Genomic DNA, 15,420 nt, shown 5'->3' on the forward strand with positions numbered 1-15,420 from the left:
GGGGCTTTGCCGACCCCGCGCACGTTACAACAGGTAACAGCTTTATCAGCGGCGAGTTGTTAATCTGCTTCCAAACTTAGCGAAGAAGGAAGCTCATCATGCCCGTTCAACCACAAAATTTAAGAACAGCAATTTCCTCGACCCTGATACTGAGCCTGCTGACGATTGCCGGATGCAACAAGCCTGCGGACACGCCGCAACAGAATATCGCGGCAGCGCCAGCCGCTGCCCCCTACACGCCGCCCACCGCCGAGCAACTGTCGCAGATGGTGGCGCCGATTGCGCTGTTCCCCGACAAGCTGGTAGCCCAGGTGCTGGCGGGCGCCACCTACCCCGAACAAATTACCGCCGCCAACCAGTGGCTGGCGCAGAATCCGGCCCTGAAAGGTGACGCGCTGCAAAATGCAGAAGCCGCGCAGCCGTGGGACGTCAGCGTGAAGTCGCTGACCGCCTTCCCTGGCGTACTGAACCAGATGGCTGGCAATCCCCAATGGACCAGGTCGCTGGGCGAAGCCTATGTGAACGATCCCAATGATGTGATGAACGCCATACAGGCGATGCGGCTGCGCGCCCAGCAGGCGGGCAACCTGAAGAACTCGCCGCAGCTGCGGGTATCGACCACCGTGCGCCAGGCGCCGCCGCCGGACTACGCGCCATCTGCGGCGGAGCCGTTGGCCTATGCCGGTCCGGCAGTGATACCGCCACCACCGCAGACCATCGTGATTGAACCGGCGCAGCCGGATGTGGTCTACGTGCCGCAATACAATCCCACGGTCGTGTATGGCGAACCGGTGGCGGTTTATCCGGGCTGGGTGCGGCAGCAGCCGGCTTATAGCAGTGAAAACCTGGTGACGACCGGGCTGCTTTCATTTGGTGTCGGCGTGCTGGTCGGCGCCGCCATCGACCATCATCACGACAACGGCTGGCATGCGTGGGGCGTCAACTGGGGTGCGCCGCATCCTGGCCATTATGACCAAGATGGCGGCTGGCATCGCCCAGCCGTGGTGTACAACAACGCCACGTATATATCAAAGTCCGTCACCGTGGTGAATCACGTCAATAACTACCGCATTACCAACAACGTCATCAACCAGGCGCCGCCACGCCCAGCCGGGCCGATGAGCATGCCGCACTTCAATCATCGCGATATGGAACCAGGCCCGCATGCGACAGCAGTAGCACCGCCGCCGCCCGTCCGCATGGCGGCCGCACCTCAGCAGGTCCAGCCGGCAGCGCCACCTGCCGTTCGGACCGCACCGCCGTCGCATAGCGCGCAAGCCGCGCCGCCGTTGCCCCGCCATGATCTGCACCTGCAGCCACAGCAGCCGCAGCAACACGTCGCCCAGCAAATGCCGGTGCCGAAAAGCCCGCCACCTGCTGTCAACCCAGTCCACGAACATGCCGCCGAGCCGCAGCAACACAGCAATGCCGCCCAGCACAACATGCCACAAATGGCCCAGCACGTAGAGGCGAACCAGCCGCATCCTCCCGCTGCGAGCCATGACGCGAAGCCGCCTGAACATTCTCAGCCGCATCCAGCGCGTCCGGACATGCTCGCCATGCACAACGAGCGGCCGCATTCCGCGCCGCCAGCGCCAGCCAAGCCCGCGCCAGAAAAGCACGAAGACAACAAACACCCTCACGAACATCACGGTTAAATTGCAGATTGGCAATATAGCAAAGCATCTGCTTTACCGGCGGGGCAACAGTGATAGAGTAAGAATTTTCTTTTTCACAATCACGATGCAACGCCTGATCAACCCCTTTGTTCTGCTATTGCTTTGTGTTTGCGGCAGCGCCTCCGCCCAGCAGGCGCCGCTGTCACGCTGCCCATCATCAAGGCCGCCGTGATTGCGCGGCTATCGCAGGCCCAGGCCAGCAATGCTGAAGCCATTGCCAAAGTGGTGTACACGCTGTATCCGTGTCCGTTCTCTCCGAGCGCGGGAACGACTTCAATGCCGCCACCATGTTCCGCCACTTGCAACGCTTACGCTAATATCAGCGGTGGCGAAGCATGCCACCGCACCGCCGGTTTAATTCAACGCCAGCAGCAACTCGTCCAGGCGCTCCAGGGTTGACGTCATGCCGTCCTTCATTCCCATGTCAATGACTTGCTGGATCGCTTCGGGCGAGGCATAGGCAACCACTGTCTCGACCACGGTATGGTCTGCCTTGTCCGAGAACGTGACACTCCAGGTCGACCGCGGCAGATCAGGATTCAGCGCTCCGCTGGCATCGGAAAATCCATCCAGCGCCGTGTAACGGTCAATCGGCTGTATGGTCTGATAATCCAGACGTCCCCAGTATTCCTGGCCATTCGGTTCAACCATCGCGTAATGCCAATGACCGCCTTCGCGGAACTCCATGGACTTGGTTTTCGTGGTCAGCGGTTTCGGCGCAAACCAACGGTCCAGCAGCTCGCTCTTCGTATAGCAATCCCACACCAGCTGCCGCCCGGCGGCAAACTCGCGCTGGACGGTGATGGTGCTCTTTTCTTTATCGACCACGAAGTCAAATTGCAAATCAGCTTTCATCTTGTTCGCCTTTCAGGGTAATGAGTAGGTTATCGAGGTTGTCATATCGGCTTTGCCAGGTCACGCGCTGCTGTTCGAACCACTGTTCTGCTGCTGCCAGGTTCTCGCGGTTAAGTTTGCAGGTTCGTACCCGACCTGTCTTTTCGGATGCAATCAGACCGCAGCTTTCAAGAACCTTGATGTGCTTCAGGAAAGACGGCAGTCCCAGGCCGAATGGCTCCGCCAGCTCCTTGATGGAAGCGGACCCCAAGCCCAGCCGCGCAATCACCGACCGTCGAGTCGGGTCAGCCAGTGCGTGGAACATGTCGTCTAACGATGCAGAATAGTTTCCCATGTGGCGAACTATAGCACAATAGTTTCCCATTTGGCGAACTATTTATGGCCAAGCCCCGACCTGCTCACGCCGCCTTGCGCAACTCCGCTGGTGGCAAGGCCACCCGCACCGGCAGCTGCTGAATCCGCGCTGCGTCGATTTTGAAGGATCCGACCAGTTGCGCCAGTTCGCGCGCCTGCGCCTGCATGGCGCCGGCCGCAGCGGCGGCTTCCTCCACCAGCGCCGCGTTCTGCTGGGTGACGTCATCCATGTCGCTGATGGCCGCATTCACTTGCTCGATGCCGTGTTCCTGCTCTTCGCTGGCAGCGCTGATGGCGCCAATAATCGTCGTTACCTTCTGCACGCTGGCAACGATCTCGACCATCGTCGCGCCGGCCGTCTCAGCCAGCTCACTGCCGCTGGCAACCCGCTCCGCCGAATCGTTGATGAGCTTTTTGATTTCCTTCGCCGCATCCGCAGAACGCTGCGCCAGCGAACGCACTTCGCCCGCCACCACGGCAAAGCCACGGCCTTGCTCGCCGGCGCGTGCAGCTTCCACCGCCGCGTTCAAAGCCAGAATATTGGTCTGGAACGCGATGCCGTCGATGACGCTGGTGATGTCCACGATTTTGTGCGCGTAATCATTGATGCTGGCCATGGTCCGCACCACTTGCGATACCACGGCGCCACCCTTGCCCGCCACCTCGGACGCCGACACCGCCAGCTGATTCGCCTGGCGCGCGTTGCCGCTGTTCTGGCGCACGGCGGCAGTCAATTCCTCCATCGCCGACGCCGTCTCTTCCAGCGCGCCAGCCTGGTGCTCGGTACGGCGCGACAAGTCCATATTGCCCGTGGCGATTTCACGCGAAGCCGAGTTGATCGCCACCGCGCCATCGCGCACGCGGCCCACCGTGTCGGCCAGGCGGCCCGTCATGTGGCTCAGCGCGTCGAACAGCTGGCCGATCTCGTCGCTGCGGCCATGGGCAATCGCCACATGCAGTTCACCGCCGGCCACCTGCTCCGCCAGTTCCACCGCTCTGGTCAGCGGACGCACAATGCTGCGGGTCAGCTGCCAGGCCAGCACCGCGCCCAGTACCAGCGTCGCTCCGCCCAGGCCGATCAGCAAGGCACGGCTGCCCGCGAACTGGCTGGCCGACTGTTCCGCCAGCGCCTTGGCCTGCTGCGTCTGATACGCCAGCAGTTTATCCAGCGCACCGGTGTAGGCCTTGAAGACGCCGGGCCACTGGTTATCCAGCACCTCGCCCACTTCCTGCACCCGGCCACTGTCCTTGAACTTGAACATCTCGCCGCGCATGGCCAGGAAAGCCGCCTTCCTGGCCGCCACCGCGCGCAGCAGTTCGACTTCCTGGCCCGCAGCCGGCATGGCCGCCAGCTTGCGTTCCATCTCGGCCGCGACTTTTTCGCCGGCGGTCAGCTGGGCCTGGAAGATGTCCGACACTTCCAGGCTGTCGCTGCGGCCTATCGACATCGCCCTCAAGCCGTTCAGCTCAGTCACGCCCAGCAACTCGGACGTCAGCTGCTGCCGCGCCAGCTTCTCATGCACCAGGTTGGACGCCGTATCGTTGGCCGACTGCAGCCGCCACAGCGACACGCCCGACATGCACGCCATCACAAACAACAGCACCGCGAACGATGCCACCACACGCATACCCGTATTCAATTGGGGGAATTTCATAGCCATTCATCTAAGGAAAAGTGCCTACTGCACGAATACTCACCAATCTACACACCGAATATGACGTCGATGTTACCGCAAGGCAATTTAAGCAATACTATTTTCTTCTGGTTAAGATGTAATGAGGATGTAACAATTTCCCAGTAGCATGTAAGGCTCAGTGTTGATAAAGGGTTTCCGGCCGTGGAGTTCAATGCCTCTCGTTTGCACCTGCCTCGTTTTCGTCTGTCTGTGGCCGCCGATTTGTGCGTCGAGACGATTTCGGTCCTGTCGGATACCAGCAATTTCGCCGTCCTGGAACTGTTCACCGAGCGCCGTGACCTGATGAGCCTGCCCGTGATCGAGGCCGGCCGCCCCATCGGCCTCATCAGCCGCAACATCTTCATGTCGCAGATGTCCAAGCCCTTCTATCACGAGCTGTATGGCAAGAAGAGCTGCATCGCCTTCATGGACAAGGAACCGCTGATCGTCGATGCCAACATGAGCATTGAAGCGCTGACCTTCCGTGCCGTGGAGTCGGGCGAAAAAGCGCTGGCCGACGGATTTATCGTAACGCGTGACGGCGTCCTGGCCGGCGTCGGCTTCGGCCTGCAGCTCATGAACGTGGTGGCCAATATGCAGGCCGAGAAAAACCGCCAGATCATGCACAGCATCGACTACGCCAGCGTAATCCAGCGTTCGCTGCTGCGCCCCTCCAACCTGGCCCTGTCCGAAGCGCTGGACGACGCCCACCTGGAGTGGCAGCCGCGCGATGTGGTGGGCGGCGACTTCTACCACTTTGCCCGCTACGAGGACGGCTGGTTCGCCGCGATTGCCGACTGCACCGGCCACGGCGTCCCGGGCGCCTTCATGACCCTGATTTCTTCCTCGACGTTAACCCAGGCCTTGCAGCAACTGGGGCCGCGCGATCCGGCCCGCCTGATTGCCGAAGTCAGCCGCGGCGTCAAAGGCATGCTGGGCCAGGTCGAAGGCCACGGCACGGCCGAGTCCAACGATGGCATGGATGCCGCCTTCCTGTGGTTCGACAACGCTACGCGCCAGCTGCACTTCGCCGGCGCCAAGCTGTCGCTGTTCCAGCTCGACCCGGACCAGCAGGCGGTGCAGACCGTGGACGGCGAACGCATGGGCGTCGGCTATGTCGATTCGCCGCTGGACTACCAGTGGACCAATAAAGTCATCCCGATTCCGGAAGGCAGCCTGCTGTTCCTGACCACCGACGGCCTGATCGACCAGATCGGCGGCGCCAAGGACATCGCCTACGGCAAGCGCCGCATGCGCGACGTGCTGCTGGCCACGCGTACCGAGTGCGCGCGCCATGTGGCCCAGGCCATGCTGGACGACTACCAGACGTGGCAGGGCGAACAGCCGCGCCGCGACGACCTCACCTTTTTCTGTTTCCGCCCCTAAGAGGAGCACGATTTGTTGTACAAAGAATTCAGCGATTTCTATGAAGTGGCCCGCAAGCGCCACATCATCTTTTTCTACGTGGGCTATTTCTCGCAGCACGTGGTCGCCGCCATTTCAGAGACCATCAAGGCGCGGCTCGATACGGCCGGTGCGGCAGGCCCAACGCGCCGCCGCATCTTCTCCTCGTTTGTCGAAATGTCGCAAAACATCATGCACTACTCGTCGGACACGCTGACGCCGGATACGGCGACCGAGAACCAGATGCGCCGCGGCTCGTTCTGCATCGGCATGAAGGGCGACAGCTTCTTCCTGCTGTGCGCCAATCCGGTGGACAGCGAGAATGTGGAACGCATCCGCAGCCGCCTGGAGCCGCTGCATAGCATGACCATGGAAGAGATCAAGTCCGCCTATAAAAAAGCGCTGCGTGAAGAAACCCCGGCCGACAGCAAGGGCGCGGGCCTGGGCTTCCTGACCATGGCGCGCGACGCCAGCGAGCCGCTGGAATTCGAATTTGTGCAGGATGAACACAACCCCGAAGCCACGGTCTTCTGCATCAAAGCGATTATCTGAACCAAATACTGAGAACAACGACAATGGAACCACTTTTTATCGCCGCCTCGCCCACCTCGCCGGAAGTCGATTTCCGCTTCGACCAGCACACGCTGTCGATCAAGGGCGAATCCTATCCAGAGAACGCCGCCGCCTTCTACGGCCCGGTGATCGCGCGCGTGCAGGCCTATCTGGACAGCTACAAGGATGCAGAGATTACCGTCAACGTCTCGCTGGCCTACTTCAACAGCTCCAGCACCAAGATGCTGTTCACCTTTTTTGAAGCGCTCAACAATGCCGCCATCGCCGGCAACCAGGTACGCCTGAACTGGTACCACGACGAGGACGACGACACCATCCTCGAATTCGGCCAGGAATTGCAGGACGATTTCGGCGCTCTCGACTTCCACGACCATGCAGTGAGCAACTGATGAAACCCATGGCCGACGCCGACCTGTTTGCGCTGGAGAGCGCCGCCCTGGCCAACGCCAAGGCGGCACATGCCGACCCACGCGCCGACGCCCGCGCAGCGCTGGCCGAGATGATTGTTCATTACGAGCGCCTGATGCGCGAGAGCCGGCGCCTGATCCGCCGCAGCGACCGCGCGGAGCTCGACATGAACCAGATGAACCGCCAGCTGCACGAACTGGCGCAGCAGCTCGAATACCGCGCCACCCACGATCCGCTCAGCGGCGCCCTGAACCGCGCCGCCGTCATCGACACCGCCAGCGCCTGCCTGCAACACAGCGATATGGCGCTGATCGTGCTGGACATCGATCACTTCAAGTGGATTAACGACGATTTCGGCCACCCGGCCGGTGATACCGTCATCAAGACCGTGGTGGTCTGCTTGCGCCGCCTGCTTGGACCGGAAGTGGCAGTCGGCCGCGTCGGCGGCGAAGAGTTCTCGGTGATCTGGCCGACCTCCGACGTCGAGGAAGCGCGCGAGGTGGCGCTGCACATCTGCGAGGCCATCGCCGACCAGGTCTTCGGCACGCCGATCGACCGCCAGATCACGGCCAGCGTGGGTGTCAGCTGGAATACGGCAGGCACCGGCTTCGAGCTGGCCTACAGCCGCGCCGACGAAGCACTGTACGCCGCCAAGCGCGCGGGCCGCAACTGCGTGAAAGTCTATTCACAACTGCCGCTGCCCGTCACCGCCCACGTCCCCGCCAGCGTCAGCCTGAGCACCGAAGCCTAGGCGACGGGCGTCAGCAGCGGCTTGCCGCTGAAGTGCGCCGACAGATTGTCCACCACCAGCTGCCCCATGGCGTGGCGGGTTTCCACCGTCAGGCTGCCGATATGCGGCGTCAGCACCACATTGTCCAGCTCACGCAAGGCCACCGGCACGCGCGGCTCATCGGCGAAGACATCCAGCGCTGCCATGCCCAGCGTGCGCCCGCGCAGCGCAGTGATGAGCGCCTCCTCATCCACCAGCGAGCCGCGCGCGATATTCACCAGCGTCCCCTGTGGACCCAATGCCGCCAACACTTCCGCATTCACCGCATGCTGCGTCGCCGCGCCGCCGGGAGCGGCAACCACCAGATAGTCACTGGCCTGCGCCAGCGCCAGCAGCGACGCGGCACGCGGTACCGTGACGCCGTCGATCGCGCGCGGCTGGAAATACTGAACCTGCATGCCAAACGCCTGCGCCCGGGCGGCGATGGCCTGGCCGATGCGGCCAAAGCCAAACACGCCGCATACCTTGCCGCGCAGGGCACGCGTGGGCGCTACCGGCTTGCCGGCTTCCCAGGCGCCAGTCCGCACATAAAAGTCCAGCGCCGGCAGACGGCGCGCCGCCGACAGCAGCAGCGTCAGCGCCAGGTCGGCCACGTCGTCGGTCAGCACGCCCGGGGTATTGGTCACGGCGATGCCGCGCGCCCGCGTTGCCGCCAGATCCACCGCGTCCGTGCCGATGCCGTTGACCGCCACGATTTCTATTTTTGGCAACTGCGCCAGCAGCGCGGCGTTGATACCGATGGCACCTGTCGTCAGCACGCCACGCACACCGGGCGCCACGTTTTGCAGCCACGCCGCCTGCGCCTCGCGCGGCTGCTGCCACAGATGGTGGCAATCAAACCGCTGCTCCAGCTGCGCCATGACATCGGCGGACGGGCTGGCGGCCATGACTAATACTTCAGGTTTCATATAGGTACCTACTGTCGTTAGCATTGTGGCGATTGTACAAGCGCGGGCGATTTCCCGTTGGGAGTCATAGACTTTCAGTCAGCATTTCCGTATGCTTGACTTACCCCAGAGAGGAGCGCGCCCTGATTTGAAAGACCACGCCCCCCATCACTCCGCCCTAGCCGCCGTCCTGCGCGGGCTGCGCGCCGCCCTGTGTGCGCTGGCGGCCTGCCTGACGATGTGCGGTATCAGCAACGCCAGTCCGGAACGCTGGGATCGGCTGGCCACGCCGCTGTTCGAGCATCTGGGCCTGGAACAGGGCTTGCCGCACCCGGTCGGCATGGCGCTGGCGCAGGATGGCGACGGCTTTATCTGGGTCGGCACCCAGAGCGGCCTGGCACGCTGGGATGGCTACCGCGTGCGTAGCTACCATGCCGACGCCGCCGATCCCTCCAGCCTGCCCGGCGACTTTATCCAGACCCTGCACGTGGATGTGGCCGGACGGCTGTGGGTGGGCACGGCCGCCGCCGGCCTCGCCATGTACGACAAACAGACCGACCACTTCGTGCGCCTGACCGATGAACTGAGCCACGGCCTCATCAGCGCAATGACCAGCGATGCCAAAGGCAATCTGTGGATCGGCACACCAACCGGCCTCAAATACTACGACACGGTCCAGAAAACCCTGCGCCGCTACACGCACGAAGACACGCCCGGCTTGCCCGACAACCAGATCCGCTCGCTGCTGATGGACCGCTCCGGCAACCTGTGGATCGGCAGCGCCACCGGCCTGTCGCGCATGCGTCCGGGTGGCACCATCGTGACCGTCGCCGTCAGCAATGACGGCCACACGGCCTGGTCGGATGCCGTGCTGGCGCTGGGAGAGAACAGCCGGGGGCAGATCGCCTTCGGCACCTTGAAGAGTGGCCTCGGCATCGTCGATCCGCAAAGCGGCGCAGGCCGCATCGTCAACCTGCGCGGCGTGAAAGACACCCAGGCCAATATGGTGCTGGCCGTGACGGAAACGGTAGCAGGCACCTGGTGGGCCAGCACCTACGGCGGCGGTGTCATCGAATACCGTACGGACAGCAACACCAGCGTCCGCATCCTGCACCAGCCCGCCGTCTCCTTCAGCCTCAGCAACGACCGCACGGCGGCACTGCTGCGCGACCGTAGCGGCATCATATGGGTCACTACCGAGCGCGGCGTTGACATCTACGATCCGCACAATGAAGCCATCGATTCCGTCTTCGGCGCCGAAGGCACGCAGGAAGCTGCCGTCACGGCGTTGATGACCGATAGCCGCGGCCAGGTGTGGATCGGCCTGGCCGACCAGGGCATCGACATCGTGCCCCGCAACGGCGCCCGCCGCGCCGCACTGCGCCCTGACCCGCACAAGCCCGAGACCGCGTTGCCCAACCGCATGATCCTGTCGCTGGCGGAAGCGGAACCCGGTGAAGCCTGGATCGGCACGCAACTGGGCCTGTACCACACCAGCCAGAATGGCGCCGTGGTCAAACGCGTCACGCTGCCACAGGAGAACGCCTATCCGCGCATCGGCGCCATCCTGGTCCGCAAGGGTGAACTGTGGCTGGGCACGTTTGAGGGCCTGTTGCGCTACAACCCGGCCACCAACACGCTGGTGCAGTATGCCCAGGGCTTGCAAGAAAGCGGCGGCCTGACCGATAACCGCATCCACGCTGTGGCGCCCGACGCTGACGGCTCGCTATGGGTCGGCACCCGCAACGGCATGAACCGGCTGGACCCGGAAAGCGGCAAGGTGGAACAGATCAAGGCCAACGCCACCAAGCCGGATGCACTGTCGGAAGCCATCATCAGCTCGCTGGCCATCGACCGGCGCGGCCGCCTGTGGGTCGGCACCTATGGCGGCGGCATCTGCGTCATGACCGGCCGCGATCCGCTCGGCGAGCCGGTGTTCGAACGCATCGGCATCGCCTCCGGCCTGTCCAGCGGCACCATCATGGCGCTGCAGTCCGACCCGGTGGGCCGCATCTGGGCGGCGACCGCAGACAGCATTGCCGTGATCGATTCCAGCACCTTGCACGCGCGCGCACTGTCACGCGCCGACGGCCTGGCGTTCCGCACCTTCTTCATCGGCGCCAGCACGGAAACCCAGGAGCGCGACCTGCTGTTCGGCGCCACCTCCGGCATGGCCATCGTCTACCCGGGCCGCCTGAACGACTGGACGTACCGCGCACCGCTGGTCATCAGCGCCGTGCGGCTGGACCAGCGCGCGCTCACGCCGTCCGAACTGGCCGCCAAGGAAGGTCCGACACTGGTGCTGAAACCGTCCAACCAAAGCTTCGAAGTCGAGCTGGCCGCGCTGGACTACTCGGCGCCGCAACGCAACCGCTACGCCTACCTGCTGGAAGGCTTCGACCAGCGCTGGATCGAGGTGGATGCCAGCCGCCGCATCGTCACCTACGGCCACGTGCCGCCCGGTTCCTACGTGCTGCGCATGCGCGGCAGTAACCGTGAAGGCTTGTGGAATGCCGACGAAGTATCGCTGCGCGTGGTGGTGCTGCCAGCATGGCACCAGACCTGGTGGGCATGGCTGTGCTACTTGCTCGCTACTTGCGCGCTGGCGTGGGCGCTGGTGCGCTGGCGCCTGAGGCATCTGCACCGCAAGGGCGAAGCCTTGCAGACACTGGTCTACTCGCGCACCCAGCACCTGGAAAAGCTGAACGCCATCGTCAAATCCATCAATGAACAGATCGACTTCGACGCCCTGCTGCACACCATCCTGCACGAATCGACCATTATCAAGGGCATCGATTCGGCGCTGGCGCTGGTGCGTGAAGACGGTACCGAAACACTGAGCCTGCGCGCGGCCTGGGGCCGCATCGACGCCACGGCTGACGCTTACCGCATCGACCTGCGCCAGGCGGAGCTGCGCTACGCGCCACCCGACGGCATGATCGCGCCGGATATTTTTGAAGTTCACCACCAGCACTCGCTGCCCGGCGACGTGTGCGCGCTGCTGTCGGTGCGCGTGGTGATCGATAGCCAGGTCGAAGGCTATCTGATTTTCGAAAACTACCAGTACCAGGCGGTGTTTGAACCCAGCGACCTGGATTTGCTCAAGGCGCTCAAAGAGCCCTTTGTCTCCGCCTATCAGAAGGCACGCTCGATGCGGATGGTCGAACAGGCGCGTGCCAACGCGGAAGCAGCCACGCGCGCCAAGAGCGACTTCCTGGCCAATATCAGCCACGAGATCCGCACCCCCATGAACGCCATCCTCGGCTTCGCCGGCCTGGGCACGCATATGGACCTGCCGGCACAGCCGCTCGACTACTTCCGCAAGATCAGCCGCGCCGGCCAAAGCCTGTTGCAGATCATCAACGACGTGCTGGACTTCTCCAAGATCGAATCCGGCAAGCTGGAACTGGAAGCCCTGCCCTTCGACCTGCCCGATACGCTGAACCAGATCGCCGACCTGTTCTCGTGGCGCGCCGCCGAGCGTGGCCTGGAACTGGTGGTGTGGGCCGCGCCCGATGTGCCGTCCAACCTGCTGGGCGACCCGCTGCGGCTGGGCCAGATTTTGGTCAACCTGGCCGGCAACGCGCTGAAGTTCACGGCGCGCGGCCACATCGAACTGCGGGTTGAACTGGATAAGGCCAGCCCGGCCGTCACACCTGGCGGCCCGTTGATCCTGCGCTTCACCGTGGAAGACAGCGGCCTTGGCATCAGCCAGGAGCAGCAGGCGCGCCTGTTCCAGGCTTTTGCGCAGGCCGACGCCAGCACCACGCGCCTGTACGGCGGCACCGGTCTGGGCCTGGCCATCTCGCAGCAGCTGGTGCGCAAGATGGGCGGCGAAATCAAGGTGGATAGCGAACCAGGCGTCGGCAGCAGCTTCAGTTTCACCGTCCACCTGCAAGCCGCCAACGACCAGACGCCGCGCCTGCAACCGGTGCCCGCCGCCGCGCAAGGCAAGCGCGTACTGGTGGTCGACGATTCCGAAGCCACGCGCCACATGCTCAAGATCCAGCTGACCAGCCTGGGGCTGAGAACACGCGCCGTCGCCAGCGGCACCGCAGCCGTCGCCGCCATGCAGCTCGATCCCTACGACGTGCTGCTGATCGACGCCGACATGCCGGAGCTGGACGGCATCGACACCCTGCACCGCATCGCCGAAGATCCTGAACTGGCAGCCGTGCCGGCGGTGCTCATGGTCACCGCCTATGCGCGTGAGCACAACAAGGAAACCATCGAGCAAACCCGCATCATGCCCTTCCTCGACAAGCCCGCCAATCCCCAGCTGCTGCGCAACGCCATCCTTGCCGCGCTGGGACTGGAGGCCAGCCAGCCCGTGGTCGCGATGACCGCGCCGCCCTCCGTCGCCGTGCAGCGCATCCGTGGCGCCCACGTGCTGGTGGTGGACGACAACTCCATCAACCAGCAGGTCGCCAGCGAGATACTGCAACGCGCCGGCGTGCGCGCCGACGTCGCCGGCAGCGGCGAAGAAGCGGCCAACATGGTCAGCACCGGCCACTACGACGCCGTGCTGATGGACATTCAGATGCCCGACATGGACGGCTACCAGGCCACCGCCCTGATCCGCAAGGACGAACGCCAGGCCGACCTGCCCATCATCGCCATGACCGCGCACGCCGTGGCCGGCTACCGCGAGCGCTGTCTGGAAATGGACATGAACGATTACGTCACCAAGCCGATCGATCCTGACACGCTGTACGCCGTGCTGGCCACCTGGGTCACGCCGGACCTGGCGCGCGCAGCGGACGCCGAGCCGCTGCCGCCGCGCGTGCCGCCTTCTGGCAAGCCAGCGACGCCACGCCCCGGCATCGACATCACCGCTGCGATGGAGCGCCTGGGTGGCCACGACGCCTTGTTATCTCAGCTACTGCGCCTGTTCGCGCACGATTTTGAAACCAGTTTGCAACAGATTCAAGATGCAATTCACTCGGGCGAATTGTTACGCGCGGCCGATCTGGTCCACAAAATCCGCGGCGCGGCGGGTAATCTTTCTGCAAACGAACTTTTTAAAACGTCAACCGCCCTCGAAGACCGCCTCAGAGCGGAACCGCTGGCGCTGCCGGATTTACTGCGTGCATTTGTACAGTCATTTGATGTTGTCATGCATGGCGCGCAACGTGAAACCAGCGCAAGGGAAGACGAAACTGCGCCCACTCCCTAGCGAAATGGTAGGGTGAAAATGCCTTGAGATCGTATTGTGCATGTCTTACGATGAAGTTGCGTTCCCCACACGCATCGTTCTCCTCCTCAACATGAAAGGGCAAGACATGGCCACGCATTCCCCACAAGATCTCGACCTCCTGCTGTCCAAACTGTCGGGTGACGACAGCTTCCGTCAGAGCTTCCTGAGCGATCCGCAACTGGCGCTGGGCGGCCTGGGTATCAAGCTGGACGCCAGCAGCATTCCGGCGGCACGCAGCCTGCCATCGAAAGAGCTGATCGCCGCCAGCCGTCACGCCATCAAAGGCAAACTGGAAAACGCCGCCGGCGCCATCCCTTTCTTCCTGTCCGGCCAGCGTTGAGCGCTCCTCCCCGGCAGTATGGCCCGCCCCTGAAAAGGGCCGGGCTTTTTTTTATGGCTCGTAGCGCATCTCCACCGTATTCTGCGCACCGGAAGCGGGACCGCAGCCGCACACCGCAATCACCATGTCCTTGAGCGGATCAAGGCCCAGCGCGCGTTCGATATCGATTTCATTGACCGCCGCAGTGACAAAGGCCGGCATTCCCGCCTCCGTGGCCAGCAGATAAAAAGTCTGCGACAGATGGCCCGCATCCAGCAGCAAGGCACGGTAAGCCTTGGCGTGATTGCGGTACTTCCAGAAATTGCGTTCGACGCGCGAAACCAGCACCACCATCATCGGCGCCGGCTGGAACCAGTCCTGATCGGCCACCATGCGCAGCGCCAGCTCCTCCGTCTGCGCCGTCGTCATGCCGGAGAGCGGCTCCAGCGCATGCCTGACCGGCTGATAGTGATACAGGCCGGGTTCCAGCCCCTCCACGCGCTGCGCCAGTACATAGACTTCGGTTGGATGCAGGCCGCCGGCCGAAGGGCTCAGCTTCTTGAGCACAAAGGCATCCGGCGCCATCTCGCGTTCTCCCTGCGAGCCAAAGGCGCGCTGCAAGAGCCGCGAGGCCGTCGCAAGCGGCAGCACCGCCTGCGGATCAAAATTACGGCCCGTATAGCGCTGGAACAGCGTGTCATCGAGACGCGCACGTTCCGGCTGCGGCAGCGCGATTGACTGGCCATCGCTGCGGCGGTCAATGGTCGGACCGGGCGGCGTGCCGTAATTCTCCACCAGCTCCTCAAAGCTGGGGAACTGCATGCCCTTATCGACCCGCATATCGGCCCAGCGGCTAAACATATGAATCGTGGCTGACAAAGGCCGCCAATGCTGCGAGCGCAGCACCTCATCACGCTCGCGCAAGGCCGCGCCTTCTGGCGCATCACTGAGCAGCAGGCCGAGGTCCAGCAGGTGGGTAATCGTCGCAGCACCGAATTGCGCTTCGCAAGCAACGCGATCCTGCCACAGCGTAAGACTGATCGCCCCCAGCGCCGCGAGTTGCGCAGCATCGACCGAGACCTCATCCCCCAGATGCGGCGCCAGGGCTATCCATTGAATAGTCGCAGCGATCGCCCCCTGCCCGGCAAACAGCGACGCCCAATCGACATCCAGATCCTCGCGCGGTTCCACAAACAGCACAGCACAACGCCTGATTTGCATGATGCCCCCGACAGAAATCGACACCCCAAAGCTACCATAAATCCGGGGTCAGGTCCG

12 protein-coding genes are annotated in these 15,420 nt (G+C 63.3%); 7 read left to right on the forward strand and 5 right to left on the reverse strand.

Features of this window, described 5'->3' with window-relative positions:
* Window positions 1–98: 98 nt before the first annotated feature.
* Window positions 99–1,658 carry a DUF3300 domain-containing protein gene (locus tag BUA36_RS05820; protein ID WP_072782212.1) on the forward strand — a complete coding sequence of 520 codons (1,560 nt, stop codon included), beginning with the start codon at window positions 99–101 and terminating at the stop codon, window positions 1,656–1,658.
* Between the two features lie 375 nt (window positions 1,659–2,033).
* On the opposite strand, the gene BUA36_RS05825 is transcribed toward BUA36_RS05820, so the two are convergent.
* The 3 genes from BUA36_RS05825 to BUA36_RS05835 form a co-directional block, all read right to left on the reverse strand.
* Window positions 2,034–2,534, reverse strand: a complete 501-nt coding sequence (locus BUA36_RS05825) for an SRPBCC family protein (RefSeq protein ID WP_072782214.1) — start codon at window positions 2,532–2,534, stop codon at window positions 2,034–2,036.
* Complete coding sequence (locus tag BUA36_RS05830; protein WP_371851419.1) at window positions 2,524–2,838, reverse strand: ArsR/SmtB family transcription factor; 315 nt, start codon at window positions 2,836–2,838, stop codon at window positions 2,524–2,526. The genes BUA36_RS05825 and BUA36_RS05830 overlap by 11 nt, the downstream gene beginning before the upstream one ends.
* 94 nt (window positions 2,839–2,932) lie before the next feature.
* Window positions 2,933–4,543, reverse strand: a complete 1,611-nt coding sequence (locus BUA36_RS05835; RefSeq protein WP_072782218.1) for a methyl-accepting chemotaxis protein — start codon at window positions 4,541–4,543, stop codon at window positions 2,933–2,935.
* Between the two features lie 204 nt (window positions 4,544–4,747).
* Between BUA36_RS05835 and BUA36_RS05840 the strand changes: the two genes are divergently transcribed.
* From BUA36_RS05840 to BUA36_RS05855, 4 genes are read left to right on the forward strand one after another with little or no spacing between them, the layout of a single operon-like run.
* Complete coding sequence (locus BUA36_RS05840; RefSeq protein ID WP_072782220.1) at window positions 4,748–5,950, forward strand: SpoIIE family protein phosphatase; 1,203 nt, start codon at window positions 4,748–4,750, stop codon at window positions 5,948–5,950.
* A gap of 12 nt (window positions 5,951–5,962) precedes the next feature.
* Window positions 5,963–6,520 (forward strand): SiaB family protein kinase, encoded by a 558-nt coding sequence (locus tag BUA36_RS05845; RefSeq protein ID WP_072782222.1) that lies wholly within the window; start codon window positions 5,963–5,965, stop codon window positions 6,518–6,520.
* 23 nt (window positions 6,521–6,543) lie between these two features.
* Entirely contained in the window at window positions 6,544–6,930 is a 387-nt protein-coding gene (locus tag BUA36_RS05850; protein WP_072782224.1) for a DUF1987 domain-containing protein, read from the forward strand.
* A gap of 8 nt (window positions 6,931–6,938) precedes the next feature.
* Window positions 6,939–7,700, forward strand: a complete 762-nt coding sequence (locus BUA36_RS05855) for a GGDEF domain-containing protein (RefSeq protein WP_084560034.1) — start codon at window positions 6,939–6,941, stop codon at window positions 7,698–7,700.
* On the opposite strand, the gene BUA36_RS05860 is transcribed toward BUA36_RS05855, so the two are convergent.
* Entirely contained in the window at window positions 7,697–8,647 is a 951-nt protein-coding gene (locus tag BUA36_RS05860; protein WP_072782229.1) for a 2-hydroxyacid dehydrogenase, read from the reverse strand. The genes BUA36_RS05855 and BUA36_RS05860 overlap by 4 nt on opposite strands.
* 127 nt (window positions 8,648–8,774) lie before the next feature.
* Between BUA36_RS05860 and BUA36_RS05865 the strand changes: the two genes are divergently transcribed.
* The gene (locus BUA36_RS05865; RefSeq protein ID WP_229255619.1) at window positions 8,775–13,802 is read left to right on the forward strand and encodes a hybrid sensor histidine kinase/response regulator; all 5,028 of its coding nucleotides are present in this window, start codon (window positions 8,775–8,777) and stop codon (window positions 13,800–13,802) included.
* Window positions 13,803–13,908: 106 nt separating this feature from the next.
* Entirely contained in the window at window positions 13,909–14,163 is a 255-nt protein-coding gene (locus BUA36_RS05870; RefSeq protein WP_072782232.1) for an NHLP-related RiPP peptide, read from the forward strand.
* 51 nt (window positions 14,164–14,214) lie between these two features.
* Here BUA36_RS05870 and BUA36_RS05875 read toward each other — a convergent pair whose 3' ends face one another.
* A complete protein-coding gene (locus tag BUA36_RS05875) occupies window positions 14,215–15,363 on the reverse strand; it encodes a putative peptide maturation dehydrogenase (protein WP_072782234.1) in 1,149 nt (382 codons plus the stop codon).
* Window positions 15,364–15,420: the final 57 nt, after the last annotated feature.

The organism is Duganella sacchari, from assembly GCF_900143065.1.
GTDB lineage: Bacteria > Pseudomonadota > Gammaproteobacteria > Burkholderiales > Burkholderiaceae_D > Rugamonas > Rugamonas sacchari.

What these genes read in the sequence shown, in the direction of transcription:
- BUA36_RS05820 (WP_072782212.1), top strand. Translation starts at nt 99, where the DNA reads ATGCCCGTTCAACCACAAAATTTAAGAACAGCAATTTCCTCGACCCTG.
- BUA36_RS05825 (WP_072782214.1), bottom strand. Translation starts at nt 2,534, where the DNA reads ATGAAAGCTGATTTGCAATTTGACTTCGTGGTCGATAAAGAAAAGAGC.
- BUA36_RS05830 (WP_371851419.1), bottom strand. Translation starts at nt 2,838, where the DNA reads ATGTTCCACGCACTGGCTGACCCGACTCGACGGTCGGTGATTGCGCGG.
- BUA36_RS05835 (WP_072782218.1), bottom strand. Translation starts at nt 4,543, where the DNA reads ATGAAATTCCCCCAATTGAATACGGGTATGCGTGTGGTGGCATCGTTC.
- BUA36_RS05850 (WP_072782224.1), top strand. Translation starts at nt 6,544, where the DNA reads ATGGAACCACTTTTTATCGCCGCCTCGCCCACCTCGCCGGAAGTCGAT.
- BUA36_RS05855 (WP_084560034.1), top strand. Translation starts at nt 6,939, where the DNA reads ATGGCCGACGCCGACCTGTTTGCGCTGGAGAGCGCCGCCCTGGCCAAC.
- BUA36_RS05860 (WP_072782229.1), bottom strand. Translation starts at nt 8,647, where the DNA reads ATGAAACCTGAAGTATTAGTCATGGCCGCCAGCCCGTCCGCCGATGTC.
- BUA36_RS05870 (WP_072782232.1), top strand. Translation starts at nt 13,909, where the DNA reads ATGGCCACGCATTCCCCACAAGATCTCGACCTCCTGCTGTCCAAACTG.
- BUA36_RS05875 (WP_072782234.1), bottom strand. Translation starts at nt 15,363, where the DNA reads ATGCAAATCAGGCGTTGTGCTGTGCTGTTTGTGGAACCGCGCGAGGAT.